Origin of the sequence: Paenibacillus faecis (assembly GCF_008084145.1) — a bacterium.
Taxonomy (GTDB): Bacteria; Bacillota; Bacilli; order Paenibacillales; family Paenibacillaceae; genus Fontibacillus; species Fontibacillus faecis.
The window spans coordinates 1,488,019-1,503,572 of the sequence record NZ_VSDO01000001.1 but is presented as its reverse complement, the minus strand read 5'-3'; the positions used below and the strand labels follow the sequence as shown (position 1 = coordinate 1,503,572).

The window sequence follows — 15,554 nt, the reverse complement described above, 5'->3', positions numbered from 1 at the left end:
TGGCGTATCCTCTCGCGTGTCCTATTTCTTGTTCCGCAAATACTGCGGCGGGTGCACATTGTCGATAAGCAGCAGCCCGTCGTACTGGTCGCGCGCGATCAAACTTTCCGGGATCATGCCCCAACTGTACGTTTGCCGCGGTTCGAACATCCAGGAGTTGCCTCTTTCGTTTTGACGGTAGCGCAGATCGATAAACGTATAAGGCGCGCCCTCCGCCGACAGGATGGATTCCACCGATCCCGGCTCCAGAGGCAGAACATCGTGCTCGGCCCCCGTGTTGTCCGCGGTTTTGCCGCTTGCGGCGTAGAGGCCGAGGACATAGCTATACTTTTTAAAGTCGTCCGGAAGCATCTCGCCCATCAGTTTGATGGGATACGGTGTGCCGATGACCTTGCTTTGGGCTTTGCGAATATGGTCGTTATGGCCCCAGACGATGAATTTCTCCTGCGGATACACTTCGTTCGCCAGCCACAGCAGGTTGTTCAGCATCGCTTGATCGCGCCATTCCATCGATTTCAGGAACGCCGTATAATCTCCCGCCGCCAGTTCGACGTTGGACTGGATCGACAGCTCGACATATTCCTCCGCCACGCGAATCCGGTCGTTCAGGCTGCGTTCCATCAAAATCGGAAGCTTCGGATTCGTAGGATATAGCTCCTTCAGCTTCGCCTGCACCTTTTCCGTTTTCAGCGATTTCAGAACTTCCTTATAGACGGAGATCAGCCGGCTTTTTTCCTTTTGATAAGCCTTGATGTCGGCGGTTGCGGAATAATCGGAGAGCTTTTCCTCCGCCTCTTTCAGCTTTTGCGCCAGCGCCGCGTCTTGAAGCCAATCCCCTTCGATCAGCGGGTACTGCAGCTGCATGTCAAAACCGGTGAGCACGAGCGGCTTCTCCGTCCGGGTGGATGATTTGATATAGTCGAATAAAGGTAGAATTTCTTTGGACCACCATACGCCGAAAATCGAACTCTTCATCGTTTCCTCGGCGCCGGCCGATCCGGCTCTCCCGTAGCCGAATGCGGTATTGGAAAGGCCGCTTTCGAAGGCGAGCACGTTATAGCCCATTTCCTCATGGAGAAATTGGATCAAGCGGGTTTTGGCCGAGTTGAATTCCCCTACGCCGTGCGAACTTTCCCCCAGAAAAACGATGCGCTTATCCTGAAGCAGCGGCTTTAGCATCTGCAAATCGTCGTAGTTGGCGGTTTGACCGGCCACGGCGGGCTGAATCGTTTCCAGACGGTAGGCATGGTCCTTGGTCCAGTTTTTCCAATCGGCAATCGCTTCAGTGGAGGTGCGCACTTCCGTGACTTTCCCTGCGATGGGGGCGGAAACGGAGGGTTCGGCGGCGGCCTTCCCGGCCGTCGGCCATCCCCCGGCCAGCACGGCGGTGACCAGCAGTGCGGTGAGGGTTCTTGCTGTTTTTTTCTGCAAATACGTCATCTCAATCTCTCCCTATGGTTAGTGAATATGTATAGAAAAATCGGACGGATCCGCTCCGCTACGATTCTTCCTCCCAAAACAAGTCGTCCAGTGTCCGGGACAAGGCCTTGCAAATCGCGATGCACAAGCTGAGGGACGGATTGTATTTTCCGAGCTCGATGAGCCCGATCGTCTGACGCGATACGCCCACCAGCTTGGCCAGTTCGTCCTGTGACAGATCTTTTTCGACGCGGGCCAGCTTTAATTTCAGATTTTTCATGCGCTATTCCCTACCTTCTCTCTTATTCAGGATCGCGCAGATCGCTTTCCGCAAATTTCTTGCTCGCCTTGTTGGCCCAGTGATGGACGGTCACCTGAAAGGCGATAAAAAACGGCAGGTAAATGATGAGGGAGACCGCAAAGACCAGGAAGAAATACCAGACTTGGGTCTGTAGATCACTTTTTCCGTAAAGCAGCGCGCTGCGGATTCCGAAAAAGAGGGCGATCCCCAGGCCGATCGCGAGCCCGGACCATACAGTTTTCCGGCTGTAGGGGGTCTTGCTCTCCCGGTCATGGACTTCCACTTCCTCGGAGTAGATGCCGAGCATGACGCTGCGGACTCCGTAGTAAATACCGCCGGCCAATAACACTATGACTTCCGTTAGGGTGGAAGGGTCTTCCTGAAGAAAAATCTTCAGGATAATGGACGCGGAGCAGATGATCGTGATGAGGAGATAGGCTTCCCTGTAAATTTGATTTTTTAAGTTGACGATACGTTCGTCCGTCAGTTTGTTTCTGTTGAACCAGTTCATATAGTGAACTCCTTTCGCAAATTCGCATGTTGGGATGGTTAGTGAGTTGCGTGTTACGTGCTAACTTTTACGTACTAACTGTTGTGTGCTATATACTACGTGCTGTGTGCTACCTTTTACCTGCTTTGTGAAGGGAAATCGCGTTTTCTTGTTGGCTTAATAGTAATACTATACTAGACAAAATGCAATATATATATTGCAAAATATAAAATATTTTTGTCATAATGCCATTCTTGTTATTCGATTGATGGTGCGTGCAGGATTCAGGAAAGCGCATGCAGAAATGTATCAAAAGCACGGCAGCCAAGGGATGGCCCCATTTGGACATGGATCCGGGGACCCTAGCCAAGAGAGGAGATCATCAGAATGAATATAGATTTAACGGGGAAAATTGTGTTGATTACCGGTGCGACCGGTCAGCTTGGACGCGTGATGGCCCGAACGCTCTCCCGGTGCGGAGCCAAAGTGGCGATCCATTATATGAGCAATGAAGCGAAGGCGCAGGAGTTAATGGATGAAATTACGAAGGCGGGCGGGGAAGCGATGATCGTGCAGGCGGACATCACCCGTGAGGAGGGCGTTCGGGAAATGCGGGAGCTAATTCGGGCCAAACTCGGAAATCCGGACATCGTTGTGGCCAACGCGGTCGTCCAGTATGAGTGGAAGTCCGTGTTGGAGCAGCCGGTCGAGGATTATGTCAGCCAATTCGATTCCTGCGTCTTGCAGAGCGTTTTTTTGGCCAAGGCGTTTATTCCGGCCATGATCGAAAAAGGGAGGGGGCGGATGATCGGAATCAACACGGAATGCGCCATGCAGAATTTCCCGCACCAATCGGCGTATACGGCGGGCAAACGAGGCATGGACGGAGTTTACCGCGTACTGGCCAAGGAGGTCGGCCCCCATCAAATCACGGTTAACCAGGTGGCGCCGGGATGGACGATCAGCGAAAAAGACCGCGGCGAAGCCGAACTGCACGATGCCGCTTATATTGCCCAGGTGCCGATGAAGCGCCGGGGCGAGGATCAGGACATCGCCAACGCGGTCGCGTTTCTGGCTTCGGACCTGGCTTCGTTTATTACCGGAGCCTATATTCCCGTCAATGGCGGGAATGTGATGCCGGCGATATAAACTTCCGGTGGAGGAAGGGGGTACTCCGATGCCCCCTCTAAACGGAAGGGATGTCAACCGCTTTTCGTTTTGAAAACCACTAGTGTCTCTTCAGACATCAAGTATGCCATCTCACGCCCATGGACATCCAAAACGTATTTAGCCACCTACGGTCAAGGCGATCAAGGTTTCTAGCCTACTTTCCAACCCTTCCAACTCCAAAAAGATGCAAATCTGCAGGTATTTAAGCCGATCTCAGAGGGAATGCGAAAAAAGATGCAAATCTGCAGGAATTTCTAGCGATTTTAGAGAAAAGAGCCGGTTTCGTCGGAAATTCCTGCAGAATTGCAGGAATTTTGAAATTTCTGTTCCCAACAAGAAAAAAACATGCATTTATGCAGGAATTTTATGTTATCCGCATTGTCTCATGAATGGGGCACTAGAATTGCATCAAGCAATTGGAGAACGGTCATACGGGGCGCGATTATGTCGAATTTGGCTTCTTGGCGTGAAATAGCTCCCCAAAAGGCCGTTAAGTCGGCGGATAAGCTCAACATGGTCGTCGCCATGTTCTTCAGCCGTTAAAAAAGGAAAGATAACCCAAAAAAGAGAGCGAGAGCTCTCTTTTTTCATATTTCTTAATCTCCTCGCAAAGTTACGATTATTCCTTAGAATACAGGCATGATCATGCAGGAATATGTTTTTACTTTCCATAAGTTGTGTAATAACAAACTGTTTTTGGTGACACAGTATTAAAAATAGTCTATAATCAAGGGGATTTATGCATTGTAACAGTGTTTGAGAAATATTGATACAACTTTTGGTTGATTCGTAGGGGGCAGTAGACCGATGATATCGCTTCATAAAGTCAGCAAAAGTTACGGATCGGGTACCGGAGGTTTCAAAGCCGTCGACCGGGTGTCCCTGACCGTTCGGGGCGGAACGATTCACGGCATTATCGGCCCGAGCGGGGCGGGGAAATCGACCCTGCTCAGGATGATGAATCTGCTCGAGCCGCCGGATGAAGGCGGGGTTGTCGCGCTAGGCCAGGACCTGACCGCGCTGCCCGAAGCCAAACTGCGCATCGCCCGCCGCTCGATCGGCATGGTATTTCAGCAGTTTCATTTGCTGCATAACCGCACCGTGAGCGGCAACGTGGCGGTACCGCTGGAACTGGCCGGTACGGGAAGAACGCAGCGGCGGGAGCGCGTGCTGGAGTGCCTCCGGTTTGTCGGACTGGAGGACAAAGCGGATCAATACCCGGCCCGGCTCAGCGGCGGGCAAAAGCAGCGGGTGGCGATCGCCCGGGCCCTGGCCCACCGGCCGGCCGTGCTGCTGTGCGATGAGCCGACTTCCTCTCTGGACCCGGACACCACCTCGGAAATTCTCGCGGTGCTCCGGCACATCAACACGACGCTCGGGGTGACGATCGTCATTGTGACCCATGAGATGGAGGTTGTGAAGGAACTCTGTCATGAGGTGTCCGTCATGGAACGTGGCAGGCTGGTCGACGGTTTTGCTTTGCCGCGCCGGACTCCGGCGGAAAGTTCCCGCCCCAAGTTGTCCTATCGGGAACAACTGCTTGGAGAGGGAGGGGAGGCCCATGTTTGACTTCGCCTTGATGGCCGAGAAGGTGATGCAGTTTCGGACCCAGATCGCTGAGGCCGTCGGAGAGACCTTTCTCATGGTGGGGATCTCTGTGGCCGCCGCCGTATTGCTCGGCCTCCCGCTCGGCACGATGCTGTTTCTGACGGCTAAGGGGCAGCTTTACGAGAATCGGACGTGGTCCGCGCTGCTGAACGGATTTGTGAATGTGGTCCGTTCCTTTCCGTTTTTGCTGCTCGTCGTATTCATGATTCCGCTGACCCGGCTGCTCGTAGGAACGGCGATCGGAACCTTGGCGGCTTCCGTCCCCCTGGGCGTGGTCTCCATTGCCATCTATGCGAGACAGGTGGAGCAGTCTCTGGTTGAAGTTCCGCGCGGCGTGGTCGGGGCCGCTCTTTCGATGGGGGCTTCCAAGCTGGAGGTCGTCATGAAATTTCTATACGTGGAAGCCCGTTCCGGACTAGTACTCGGCCTCACTACTTCGACGATCAGCTTTATTTCCTATTCCACGGTGATGGGAGTCGTGGGCGGCGGCGGAGTCGGCGATTTTGCCATCCGCTACGGATATCAGCGCTTCGAAACGGAGTTGATGGCCGCGGTCATCGTTCTGATGATTGTGCTGGTTCAGCTCATACAGTTTGCCGGAAGCCGGATTTCCCGATGGCTGGACAAAAGATAACGCTAGAAGCGGCGCGGCAGCAAGCCGGCTCCTTCCGCTCAAATCGGGGAACGTGCCTTCTAATGGCCCTTTGATCGCCGGAACCGGGATTAGCGGCCATTTGGGCCGTTATTTCGGCCCGATTCGGCTTTCCCGGAAGAATAGCGGTCAAAAAGGGCCTTATTTCCCCGCGGCGGGCCCAAATATGAAGGTCTAGCCGGCTTTTTTCAAAAATAAGATCCCAAAATGCTGCTATTTCGTCCCAACTAGCCAAATTCGACAAAATAGCGCCTCAAAAGACCCTTATTGCGGCGCAAAAGTCCTTTATTCACTTATTCACAAAAACAAAGCGCAAAAAGGAAGGATGTTGGAGATGAACAGAAAATGGATGCTTGGGCTCGTAGCCCTGATCATGATCATTACTGCGGGTTGCGGCAGCAACACCGGCGGTGCCGCGGAGAAAGGAACCGCGGAACAGGGGAGCACTTCCTCCACCGCGAAAGCGTCCGGCAAACAGGCCGTGACCCTGAAAGTGGCAACGCTGATTCCGCCGATGACGGAAATTTTGGAACTGATCAAGCCGCAGCTTCAGAAGGAAGGCGTCAATCTGGAACTGGTTGTGCTGTCCGACAACATCCAGCCGAACGACGCGCTGGCGAACAAGGAAGTCGACGCCAACTTTTTCCAGCACGTTCCTTACATGGAGCAATATAATGAGAGCACAGGCAGCAAGCTCACAGCCGTTCAGCCGGTCTATCACGCCGTTTATGGGGCGTATTCCAAGCGGTACAAGAGCATGGATGAACTGCCTGAGGGGGCGACCATCGCAATCGCCAACGACCCGTCGAATACGGGGCGTTCGCTGGTCATGCTGGAGAAAGCGGGAATCCTCAAGCTGAAGGAAGGCGTAGGAATTCAAGCCACGGTAGCTGACATTACGGAAAACCCGAAAAACTTCAAATTTGAAGAAGTTGATTTGCTTATGCTCGCCCGGATGCTGGACGACGCCGACCTGGTTCTTATGACACCGGCCTATGCAAGCCCGCTCGGTCTGACGCCCAAAAAGGACGCGCTGCTGACGGAAACGACGGATTCCGCGTTTGCCATCACACTGGTTGCCCGCGAGGACAACAAGGATTCCGAGGCGATCCAAAAACTGGCCAAAGCCATTTCGAGTCCGGAAGTAAAACAGTTTCTGGAAAAGAACTACAGTGAAATCGCTATTCCAGCCTTTGAGTAATCCACTATAAAAAAAATAGTAGATTACAAAATTGCTGAAATAGTGTTATAATGATCGCAAATGAGTTTTTCATTTCGGATTTCACGGCCGAACAACTTGCGTTGTGACGTTTGTTACAGAGTTTCATAAGCTGCTGAAGTACTATGAAATCAACCCATTAAATTAAAATTTAAATGAATATGGATCTTCGGGGTAAGGTGAAATTCCTGACCGGCGGTGATGATCATCGGATCGATGATTTAGCCCGCGACTCTCCGTTCCCTAAGGGACGGGGACTGACCTGGTGCGACTCCAGGGCCGACGGTAAAGTCCGGATGGGAGAAGATCAATCACAGGCATGCGGGTGCCGGTGCGGATGTATTATCCCACCCCCGCAAGCTTATTTTGATCGGCCCCCGAATGTTGACTGATGTCAATGCCGGGGGCTTTTTCGCGTAGACCCCATATTCAAGAAGGAGTCGGGAATATGGAAAATGCATCAAGTGCCACAATTCAAGTCCATCCATCGCGACCGGTTTCGGGAAGCCGCGCAAGAAGCGGTTTCTGGCTGGTCGTTTTGGGGGCCGCCCTCTGGGGCGTGGATCCGCTGTTTCGTCTTATTTTGCTGAAGTCGATCACCTCGGCCCAGCTCGTCTTACTGGAGCACATCCTCATCGCGCTGGTCGTGGCGCCGACCTTGTGGAAGAACCGGCAAGAACTTAAGGGAATCGGCTGGAAGCATGTAGGAGCGCTGTTGTTCATCTCCTGGGGCGGTTCCGCCATCGCCACCATTCTGTTTACCATGGGGCTGTCGCACGGCGATGCCAACGCCGTTCTGCTGCTGCAAAAGCTTCAGCCGCTGTTCGCGATCGTGATGGCCCGCTTCTTGCTGAAGGAATCGCTCCCGCGCCGGTTTGCCCTGCTGTTTCTTATCGCGTTGGCCGGCACGTATCTGTTGACCTTCGGCTTTTCGGTGCCGTTCGGACACTGGAACGACTTTATCCAGGTCGGCAGTCTGCTTTCGCTCGGCGCCGCCGCGCTTTGGGGCGGTTCGACGGTGATGGGACGGATGATGGTCGGACAGATGAAATACGAGACGGTCACCTCGCTGCGGTTCATCCTGGCGCTGCCGCTGCTGCTGGCCGTGACCTGGAATGAAGGGGCCGCGTGGCATTTGCCGACGGAGGCTTCAGGCATGGCCGCTTTTTCGCTGAATTTGCTTGGTCAGGCTCTGCTGCCGGGGCTCCTCAGCCTGCTGGTTTACTACAAAGGTTTAACGACAACGAAAGCTTCCGTAGCTACCCTGGCCGAACTAAGCTTCCCGATGGTAGGGGTGCTGGTGAACTGGATCGCGTTCCAACAGATGGTCACCGTCGCGCAGGCGGTAGGCTTTATCCTGATCTGGTTCTCGCTGTTCGTCATTTCCAGACAGAGCCAGCCGGCGCCGGCCTGACTTGATAAACATAAATCGGAGCATTAAAGGAACAGGTTTTCGACGATGATGTCGGAGGCCTGTTTTTTTATCTCGATAAAGCCTAAAATTTCAGTTATTATAATCAAAATATGATCCTTTCTTCGGGGGAAGGCGTGGCTAACGCACATGATGCTGTTAAAAATGGACATGAAAACCGTTTATATTCTGCTTTCCCTGGGCCACTTGTTTACGATGATGTTTATCACGGCCTACCGCTACAAACAACCCAAGGATAACTCCTATCTTATCTTTTATGCGGCAAAAGGGTGCCAAACGGTCACCTGGGCACTGCTGGCGATCCCGGACGGAACCGTCCCCATGGCCGTTCTCGCCGCGGCGAATCTCGTTTTTTTGCTCGGCGTCGGGCTCGAAACCTTGGCGCTGATGCGGATTGTGGAGGATCCGTGGTCTCACGGGACGTTACGCTACTATAGCTGGCTGATCGCGGCTTCCATGGGAGCCTATCTGTTGGCCGTTCTTCTGCAAAACAACGAATCCATCCGCATTTTTATCGTGTCCATGGCGGTGGCGCTTTTTCTGCTTCCTCCGGCGCTCCGCATGATCGGTTCCAGGAAGCGCTCGGCTCTTCGCATTTTAATGGGATATTTATATCTCCTTATGGCCGCCGGTCTGTTGATCCGCATCGGATTAACCCTTTTTCCGGCCTTGCCGGTGACGGTGAACAAGCCGGGGCCTTATCAGACATTGTCGTTCCTGTCGCTTTATTTGATTATGACCTTGGGAAATGCGGGATTTGTGCTGATTTCCAAGGAAAAAGCCGACCGGGACCTGTACAAGCTGGCCAGCCGGGACGATTTGACCGGTGCGTTGAACAGACGCTCGTTCCTCCAGGAGGCCGGGCGGTTGATGGACGATTGCGCGAAGCACCGCAAACCGGTCACGTTTATCCTGTTGGACCTTGATAACTTTAAAGGGATTAACGATGCCTTTGGACATGATGTCGGCGATACCGTGTTGAGAGAGTTGGCCGGGAACGTCAGGCTTCAGTTTGGCGACAGGGAATTGTTCGGCCGGTACGGCGGCGATGAATTCGCCCTCTTTCTGCCGGAAGCGGAAGAGGCGTATGCGGACGCCAAAGCCGAAGGGCTGCTGGAGCTGGTGCGGGAACGTAGAAGCAGGCAGGACATGACGATGGGTGAGCATGCGATCCGCTATACGATCAGTATGGGAATGATCACGGAGGTGCCGGGCCCCGGCATCACGCTTGACCGGTTATACAAGGCGGCGGACGAAGCGCTTTATCAGGCCAAGCGCGAAGGCCGGAACCGTGCGGCCCGAGGCCGGATGGCGCCAAATCAAAAACAGGAGCCTTTCCCAAATCCCTTATAGGGACGGGCACGGCTCCTGTTTTTATGGTTTGCGGGGTATCGCGGTTAATCCGTCCGGGCTTCATCCAGCCAAAGGATCGCAGTAACCCCCCGCGGGTAGTAGCGGCTGCCGCAAATTACGCCGGCCAGCATCTGGTCGCTCCAGCTCCAGTAGGCGTTGTCCTTGCTCGTCAGCCAGGCGGCATGGGCGGCATCGGCGGCAGCGCCGGCTTCGTCCCACGGCAGGCCGAGGATGTGCCGGGCGATGAACTGGCTGAGGTAAATTTTGCTCAGCCAGGAATTGTCGCTGGTGGAGGACAGCTTCCAGCCTCCATCCGCGAACAGGCAGACGCCGGGGACCAGCACCGTCGCGAGATGCTGTTTCAGAGCGCCGATGTAGGCTGCAAACCTGCCGTTCGGATCCAAGGCTTCCGGGCAGCCCGTATAAAGCGGGAACACCAGGCCTTCAATCGCGGGAATGATCCGGGAATCATTGTTCTCCGCGATAACGGCGGGAATGTAGCCCTCCGGCAACAGTTGGCCGGTGATCGTCCGGGCGCAGCGCTCCGCCTGGTCGCCCGCCAGCTTGCCCGCTTCGGGCCGGCCGTTTGCGGCGAACAGCTTCTCCATGGCGACATAAGCGGCCCAGCTTTTTCCGGCGAGGTAGATGTTGTTCCGGGCCTGCCCCAGCGACACGTCCAGACTGTCATAGGTTGTAATTTCGGCGCCGCCCATCGTTCTGGCGCTGTCGAGTCCCATGATGCCGTTGCGCTGCGCCGGGTCGGGATGATCGCGGTTCACCATGCTCTCCAGGCATTCCTCGAAGATGCCGAGATTGCGGCCGAGCCACGCGCTGTCTCCGGTATGCTGCACATAAGCGGCGGCGCACAGCACCCAATTGACCAGCTGTTCATGGGTCATATGGGAGAAGCAGTCCTCGATGGCGTGCAGTTCGTAGGCGGAATACCCGGGGCGGGAGAACGAATTCGCCACGCCCATATCATGCGTGAAGCTGATGCCGCCGGGATACGCCGTGTCATCGCCGGGAAGGCGAACCGTATCTTTATAGCTGTAACGGTTGACGAATAAATCGAGCTCGTTTTTAACCGTCCACGGGTTCATTTTGAGCTCAAAAAACAACTGGTCCACCGTCAAATCAAAGGTATTGATCATCCGGTATTCGCCCTCATTAACGATCCAGAGCGGTTCGCCCCGATGCTCCAGCAGCTCGGTCGAGCCGTAGTAGCTGCGGATGGCGTGGTGAAGCATAAAACGCTGGTCCTCGTTCAAGTGGGAGGCCTTCGCAAATCCCTCGCACCATCCGGCCGCTTCCACCTTCCGGTCATAATGTTTCAGTGCGTACCGGGCTACGTCTTCAATATCGGCAAAGTAACGCGTGTAAAAATAAGCGGCATCCATCCCGGTCGTCACGAAACCGCTTTTATAGAAACACAGTGCGAAGCGATAAGTCGCCTTTTCTCCAGCCGGGGTATCCATCAGCAAGGCGCCGACCGGGCCGAGCCCGAACCTCAGGTTTTCTTCCACTTTGGGCTTCAAAACATCCTCGATCGTGAAAAAGCCCGCGCTTTTGACCCGGCGGTCGTCCGTGGCGATGGCGAGATGCCGGCCTTGTCCGATGCCGGTAATTTCTCCTTCGGTCGTATCTTCCAGCCTCCGGATGGCGGAATAAGGGTCCGTGCCGTGAAAGCCGAAGAAGGCTTTTCTCGCGGAGGTGCCACGGGTATTATCGACGATGATTTCCGCCAGTACGGCGGGGACGAGCGCGAATTTCAATTCTTCGGCATCGGCCGAGGCGGGGTCCGGCACGCTGCCGAACGGGGAATAGAGACGGAAGGTCAGATCGCCGGCCTGCCACTCGTCTATGGCCGCGCCGAACTTGCGGGAGACGGCCTCCCTGGAAAACGGGAGGAGAAGCGCTTCGTCCGCTGCTTTGCCGGACCCGTTTTGCTCGGACGTGTAGCGGTCCCGTTCGTCCTGGCCCTCGCCGAAGAAGGGGAGAGCCCTGTATTTTTCTTCACCGTCTTCCTGCAGGCCGATGTATATATTCTGGTTGGGCGGGCTCCCCAGCTCAAGATCGAAACCGCCGCTTTTTCCCGGATAGCCCAAAGTAAAGCTGGCGAAGGCTCCCACCGGGGAGTGATGCGCGTTGAAAAATATGTTTTTACCCATCTCGATAAACCTCCTATTCAACCTCAAAACATTGTGATAACTTGATTATATCAAGGGGTTGGGCGGAGTCCCATGTCCAAAGCGATTATGGTTTTACCCAAAACGTTCACGAATGGAAACTATGGATTAATGGAGGTTGGGAAGCATGGAGATGCATGAGAATCATCAAATCTCGGAATTTATGCTGCCGGATATGGACTCCACGTTTCAACTGTTTGCGGCGCATCTGCGTACCGTCACCCCGGACTGGTCCTACCCGCGGCACAGCCACCCGATGTTTGAAGTGAATTTGCTGCTCGCTGGCCGGCAGGAAATGACGGTGAACGGCCAAAGGTACGTGCAGGAGCCCGGGGACGTCATGCTGCTGCGTCCGGAGGAAATCCATGAAAGCCGGGCGTCGGGCTTGGAGAGCATGACCTACTACTGTCTTCATTTTAATGTGGACGACCGGGTGCTGAGGGGACTGCTCTGTCAGGGAAAAGCGATTTATCATGACGGCGGCAGCTTGCTGACGCAGGCCATTCGTCCGAGCCTGGACAAGCTGATCGCGCTCACGACTCGGGCCGATGCCGAACAGCTGGGAAATCGCATGAGAACGATGTCCGCCGTGTATGAGCTGTTCGCCGGGTTCAGCGAAACGCTGACCGAAAGCCGCAAGCCGGAAACTCCCGGCAACCGGACAACCCGGGTGGCTTCCGAAATCGCGGCCGGCCTGGAGAAATGCGTGGAAGGCGAAGGGGCGGAGAGCGAACCTACCCGGGAAACCGTGGCCGCCGTAACGGCCGGCCTGGGTTACAGCGCCTCGTCCTGCAACCGGATGTTTCATCAGGTGTACGGCATGTCGCCGCGCCAATACTTGTCCGCTTTGAAGCTGAAGAAAGCCAAGCTCCTGCTGATGGAGCCGTCCCTTTCCGTGGAAGCCGTATCCGCGCGCCTCGGATATAAGGATATCGCGCATTTCAGCCGCCAGTTCAAGCGGTGGACCGGCGAACCGCCGGGGAAATTCCGGGCCAGGTTCCACATTTGACATTGGGGGTTGTCGGTACGGCATGTTCAACCGTACGATCCTGCTGTAATATATAACCAATCGATCATTCGATAAAAATTTATAGCGAAAGAAAGGCGTGTGCGGCATGAACTTTCGATTCGAGGGTACCGAGGACCCGATTCGGATTCCGGACAGGAAGCGAATTGTATTTTTGGGAGACAGCATTACCGAGAACGGCGCTTATATTCGATACCTTGACGCATTTTTTCTCAAGCATTTTCCGAATCACCGCCTGGATTTCATCAATTTGGGAGTGGGCAGCGAAACGGCGGCGGGAACGCATGAATCGAGCCATCCTTTTCCGCGTCCCTGCGTCCATGAACGGTTGGAACGCGCGCTGGCCGAGAGCCGGCCGGATTGGGTGTTTTTCTGCTACGGAATGAATGACGGAATATATCATCCGTTTTCGGAGGAGCGGTTCAGGCTATATCGGGAAGGCATGCTGCGGGCCGTGGAGCAGGCGGAGAGGGCCGGCGCGAGGGTGATTTTGATGACGCCGCCGCCGTTCGATGTGTTGTCCGTGAACGGGGAGCCCTTGCCGGAGGGAATGCCGGACTATGCTTTTGAAACCCCTTACGAAGGCTATAATGACGAGGTTCTGGGAAAATACGCCGACTGGTTGGAACGGATCGGAGCCGAACGGGGCTGTACGGTCGTGGATTTGCGGGAACCGCTGCTGTCCTATATCCGGCAGCGGCGGGAGGCGGATCCCGCCTACAAATACGGGGATGCCGTTCATCCCGAGGAGGACGGCCATTGGGTGATGGCGCGCGCCATCCTGAAGGACGCGTTTCACATTGTCCTGGAGCGGACGCCGGCGTGGGTGGAGCATTTGGACGGCAACTTCATTTCGCTCGTGCGCCGGCGCCGGGATGTGCTGAACGCCGCTTGGCGGGAGCATGTCGGGCACAGCAATCCGTTCAAGTTCGACGCCCTGCCTCTGGAGGAGGCCGAGCGGGTGGCGGAAGCGATGCTGGAGGAGATCCGGGCGGCCGCGGAGCAAGAGGAGTGAGCCTTGTCGGCGGTTCAAAGCCGATGAAGGGCTGTCTGCGCACCGACTTCTATCATGAGGGGCGGGGGGGAGGGCTACCGGCAATGCCGGCAATTGCCGGCATTGCCTGTCGGGCCCCCTTCGCGGCCTTTTCGCACCCCCTGCTGGGCCCCTTGAGGGCTCCCGTTAGCCCCGGCACCCAACGGTAGTCCGCGGCAAGCCCCGTCGACTTCCAGCGCCCGGTGTTCTCTGATAGCCCCCGGGAAGCCCCGTCGGCGCCCAACGCCCGGCGTTCTCTGACAGCCCCCGGGAAGCCCCATCGGCCCCAATCGTCCGGCGTTCTCCAACTTTTAACGGAAATAATAGCCGCTATATCGCGAAATTTCGCCTTTTTGAAATTCTAACGGAACTAGTAGCGCCTATTCTGGTTCATCGCCGTCCCAATGACGCCATTTTGCGGAAATAGCAGCTACTGCGTCCGTTAGAATCAGGAATCGGCCCATTTGGACGGAATAGCGGCTATGGCGTCCGTTAGAATTTCGCCCCGGCCCAGCGGGGGCTGTACGGAGGCCCCAACGGTAGTCCGCGGCAAGCCCCGTCGACTTCCAGCGCCCAGTGCTCTCTGCCAGCCCCCGGGAAGCCCCGTCGGCGCCCAACGCCCGGCGTTCTCCGATAGCCCACAGGAAGCCCCATCGGCGCCCAACGCCCGGCGTTCTCTGACAGCCCCCGACAAGCCCCATCGCTCCCCAGCGTCCGGGGTTCTCCAACTTTTAACGGAAATAATAGCCGCTATATCGCGATATTTTGCTTTTTTGAAATTCTAACGGAAATAGTAGCGCCTATTCTGGTTCATCGCCGTCCCAATGACGCCATTTTGTGGAAATAGCGGCTGCTGCGTCCGTTAGAATCTGAAATCGGTCCATATGGACGAAATAGCGGCTATGGCGTCCGTTAGAATTTCGACCCGGCCCAGCGGGGGCTGTACGGAGGCCCCAACGGTAGCCCCCGGCAAGCCCCGTCGACTTCCAGCGCCCGGCATCCTCCGATAGCCCTCAGGAAGCCCCATCGGCGCCCACGCCCGGCGTTCTCCGATAGCCCACAGGAAGCCCCATCGGCGCCCAACGCCCGGCGTTCTCCGATAGCCCTCAGGAAGCCCCATCGGCGCCCAACGCCCGGCGTTCTCTGACAGCCCCCGGGAAGCCCCATCGGCCCCAATCGTCCGGGCGTTCTCCAACTTTTAACGGAAATAATAGCCGCTATATCGCGAAAATTCGCCTTTTTGAAATTCTAACGGAACTAGTAGCGCCTATTCTGGCCCATCGCCGTCCCAATGACGCCATTTTGCGGAAATAGCGGCTACTGCGTCCGTTAGAATCAGGAATGGGCCCATTTGGACGAAATAGCGGCTATGGCGTCCGTTAGAATTTCGGCCCGGCCCAGCGGGGCTGCACGGAGGCCCCAACGGTAGCCCTCGACAAGCCCCGTCGGCGCCCAACGCCCGGTGCTCTCTGCCAGCCCCCGGGAAGCCCCATCGGCGCCCAACGCCCGGCGTTCTCTGACAGCCCCCGGGAAGCCTCATCGGCCCCAATTGTCCGGGCGTTCTCCAACTTATAACGGAAATAATAGCCGCTATATTGCGAAATTTCGCCCTTTTGAAATTCTAACGGAACTAGTAGCGCCTATTCTGGCCCATCGTCGTCCAA

Annotated in this window: 14 protein-coding genes and 1 riboswitch; of the genes, 8 read left to right on the top strand and 6 right to left on the bottom strand. The window is 55.7% G+C overall.

Annotation, left to right across the window (positions count from 1 at the left end):
- Positions 1-21: 21 nt before the first annotated feature.
- Genes FRY98_RS06835 through FRY98_RS06825 form a run of 3 tightly spaced genes read right to left on the bottom strand, consistent with a single transcriptional unit; the run spans position 22 to position 2,231 of the window.
- Positions 22-1,440: an erythromycin esterase family protein gene (locus FRY98_RS06835; protein WP_148450926.1), complete on the bottom strand. Its 1,419-nt coding sequence runs from the start codon at positions 1,438-1,440 to the stop codon at positions 22-24.
- Positions 1,441-1,498: 58 nt separating this feature from the next.
- Positions 1,499-1,699 carry a helix-turn-helix transcriptional regulator gene (locus FRY98_RS06830; protein WP_148450925.1) on the bottom strand — a complete coding sequence of 67 codons (201 nt, stop codon included), beginning with the start codon at positions 1,697-1,699 and terminating at the stop codon, positions 1,499-1,501.
- Between the two features lie 22 nt (positions 1,700-1,721).
- Positions 1,722-2,231: a DUF6773 family protein gene (locus FRY98_RS06825; protein ID WP_148450924.1), complete on the bottom strand. Its 510-nt coding sequence runs from the start codon at positions 2,229-2,231 to the stop codon at positions 1,722-1,724.
- A 366-nt stretch (positions 2,232-2,597) separates the two neighbouring features.
- On the opposite strand from FRY98_RS06825, the gene FRY98_RS06820 reads away from it, so the two are divergent.
- Positions 2,598-3,359 carry an SDR family NAD(P)-dependent oxidoreductase gene (locus tag FRY98_RS06820; RefSeq protein WP_148450923.1) on the top strand — a complete coding sequence of 254 codons (762 nt, stop codon included), beginning with the start codon at positions 2,598-2,600 and terminating at the stop codon, positions 3,357-3,359.
- Between the two features lie 429 nt (positions 3,360-3,788).
- On the opposite strand, the gene FRY98_RS06815 is transcribed toward FRY98_RS06820, so the two are convergent.
- Positions 3,789-3,971, bottom strand: a complete 183-nt coding sequence (locus tag FRY98_RS06815) for a hypothetical protein (RefSeq protein ID WP_148450922.1) — start codon at positions 3,969-3,971, stop codon at positions 3,789-3,791.
- A gap of 216 nt (positions 3,972-4,187) precedes the next feature.
- On the opposite strand from FRY98_RS06815, the gene FRY98_RS06810 reads away from it, so the two are divergent.
- The 5 genes from FRY98_RS06810 (at position 4,188) to FRY98_RS06790 (ending at position 9,644) form a co-directional block, all read left to right on the top strand.
- Positions 4,188-4,949, top strand: coding sequence for a methionine ABC transporter ATP-binding protein (locus tag FRY98_RS06810; protein WP_148450921.1), 762 nt, complete (start codon positions 4,188-4,190; stop codon positions 4,947-4,949).
- Complete coding sequence (locus tag FRY98_RS06805; RefSeq protein WP_148450920.1) at positions 4,942-5,622, top strand: methionine ABC transporter permease; 681 nt, start codon at positions 4,942-4,944, stop codon at positions 5,620-5,622. The genes FRY98_RS06810 and FRY98_RS06805 overlap by 8 nt, the downstream gene beginning before the upstream one ends.
- A 352-nt stretch (positions 5,623-5,974) precedes the next feature.
- Complete coding sequence (locus FRY98_RS06800) at positions 5,975-6,841, top strand: MetQ/NlpA family ABC transporter substrate-binding protein (RefSeq protein ID WP_148450919.1); 867 nt, start codon at positions 5,975-5,977, stop codon at positions 6,839-6,841.
- A 179-nt stretch (positions 6,842-7,020) separates the two neighbouring features.
- Positions 7,021-7,171, top strand: a riboswitch (FMN riboswitch).
- Between the two features lie 136 nt (positions 7,172-7,307).
- Positions 7,308-8,273 carry a DMT family transporter gene (locus FRY98_RS06795; protein ID WP_148450918.1) on the top strand — a complete coding sequence of 322 codons (966 nt, stop codon included), beginning with the start codon at positions 7,308-7,310 and terminating at the stop codon, positions 8,271-8,273.
- 147 nt (positions 8,274-8,420) lie between these two features.
- Positions 8,421-9,644 carry a GGDEF domain-containing protein gene (locus FRY98_RS06790; RefSeq protein ID WP_148450917.1) on the top strand — a complete coding sequence of 408 codons (1,224 nt, stop codon included), beginning with the start codon at positions 8,421-8,423 and terminating at the stop codon, positions 9,642-9,644.
- Positions 9,645-9,688: 44 nt separating this feature from the next.
- Here the strand turns inward: FRY98_RS06790 and FRY98_RS06785 are convergent, their stop codons facing one another.
- Positions 9,689-11,812 carry a glycoside hydrolase family 52 protein gene (locus FRY98_RS06785; RefSeq protein ID WP_148450916.1) on the bottom strand — a complete coding sequence of 708 codons (2,124 nt, stop codon included), beginning with the start codon at positions 11,810-11,812 and terminating at the stop codon, positions 9,689-9,691.
- Between the two features lie 145 nt (positions 11,813-11,957).
- Between FRY98_RS06785 and FRY98_RS06780 the strand changes: the two genes are divergently transcribed.
- Positions 11,958-12,839: an AraC family transcriptional regulator gene (locus FRY98_RS06780; RefSeq protein ID WP_249043343.1), complete on the top strand. Its 882-nt coding sequence runs from the start codon at positions 11,958-11,960 to the stop codon at positions 12,837-12,839.
- A gap of 106 nt (positions 12,840-12,945) precedes the next feature.
- On the top strand, positions 12,946-13,872 hold the full coding sequence (locus FRY98_RS06775) for an SGNH/GDSL hydrolase family protein (RefSeq protein WP_148450915.1): 927 nt from the start codon (positions 12,946-12,948) through the stop codon (positions 13,870-13,872).
- Between the two features lie 466 nt (positions 13,873-14,338).
- Here FRY98_RS06775 and FRY98_RS06770 read toward each other — a convergent pair whose 3' ends face one another.
- Positions 14,339-14,584, bottom strand: coding sequence for a hypothetical protein (locus FRY98_RS06770; protein WP_148450914.1), 246 nt, complete (start codon positions 14,582-14,584; stop codon positions 14,339-14,341).
- Positions 14,585-15,554 lie beyond the last annotated feature (970 nt).